We start from the raw sequence: 1,437 nt of genomic DNA on the forward strand, positions 1-1,437 counted from the left end.
GCTAACACCATTCAGTTAAGCATGCTTTGACTTAATGGTGTACCGAGTTTTTGAAATTCGAACGGTCCTACTTTTGGGCCGTTTTCTTTTTTCTGGAAGAATATAACGTTTCACTCGTTCTCGCATTGCCCTTAATTTCTTTGGAATTGAACCTGGCGAAGCGATGGCACACCAGAGTATTTCATCCTGTATATCCCGCAAAGCCATGACAAAACTAATTCTCAGCGGGGAGACTTTAGCCTCTTTGGCTATTCGACTTATCTCTACTCGAATTAAATTGTAGGCTAGCAATATACCCCATAGCTCTTGATTGACTCCATCCACAGTCTGACTACGCAAAAGAATACTATCCTCAAGCATCTGGTGTTTTATTTCTCCATAGCTATTTTCAATTTCCCAGCGCTCGAAATAGACATCAAGAATGGCCTGTGCACCAAAAGCCTGTTTATCATCCAAAGAGCACAGCAGACCTTTTATTTTTCCAGGCCCCATTGGCTCAGGATAAAGAACCAGTCTGGCCTGCCAGCACTCAGGAAGCGAAGGGTCTTGTTTTCTGGCATGCGCAGATACACTCATCTCTACTTTGAAGTCATGCTCAGAGTAAGATTCAATGACGGTGTATTGCGTGTTGCTTTTAATCGGGACCATCCAGTGCGACTGTGGGTGTTGCTTACGCCAATTAATCAGTAGCTCAGCGCTGAGATAACATCGGTCAAAAATAGTTAGACTGTTATCACTTACATGACCAAATAACTGCTTTGCGTAGTTCACCTCACCTTGATAACTGGGCCCGAAGGCAACGTGGTGTATCAACCGGCTACGCAAGGAGCTTAAGGCGCATAGGCGTACAATAGGATATTCTGTATGACGGTTTTTACTGTGCTTAATATAGTGAAAGTGCTCAGCAAGAGCAGGTGTATCAGGTGCACGAAATTGCGTTCCATCAACAGAAAATAACCGGAGTCCATACCACGTATCATCAGCATCTTCTTCTTGTGTCCAACGGGCTGCACATAGGTGAAATAAGGCTTGGAGGGGGTCGCTACTCAGGCGCTGTCTCGCTTGAGGAATAGCACTTGGAGCAACCGTATCGCCCAGGGTATCAGTGAGTGTTAAATCTAACTTCTCAACAACGTCACTAATAGAGCGGTCGCGAAAAAGACCCATTGCAATGATAAGCCAGACGACAAGCTCAGCAGGTAACTTACGTTTGCGAATACTTGCTTTATCGGTCTGCTCGAGCACATTAGAAATCCACTCAAGAGGGATATGTTTCTGAAATGTAGATAAAGAGTCAGGAGTGGCGAATATATCCGTATCAAGTAACCAATGACTAAGCATAAAAATACCCTCATAATCAAAAGATGATAAGGGTATTGTGAAGCAACCAAAAGATCAGTCAACCGATCAAAAATACCTTAACTGATCGGTGTTAGC

At 43.8% G+C, this 1,437-nt stretch carries 1 protein-coding gene; it reads right to left on the minus strand.

Annotated elements, in window-relative coordinates:
• Positions 1-15 precede the first annotated feature (15 nt).
• The gene (locus tag I6E85_RS20730) at positions 16-1,341 is read right to left on the minus strand and encodes an IS4 family transposase (protein ID WP_197237319.1); all 1,326 of its coding nucleotides are present in this window, start codon (positions 1,339-1,341) and stop codon (positions 16-18) included.
• Positions 1,342-1,437 lie beyond the last annotated feature (96 nt).

The organism is Pseudoalteromonas sp. NZS71 (genome assembly GCF_015864715.1).
Taxonomy (GTDB): domain Bacteria; phylum Pseudomonadota; class Gammaproteobacteria; order Enterobacterales; family Alteromonadaceae; genus Pseudoalteromonas; species Pseudoalteromonas arctica.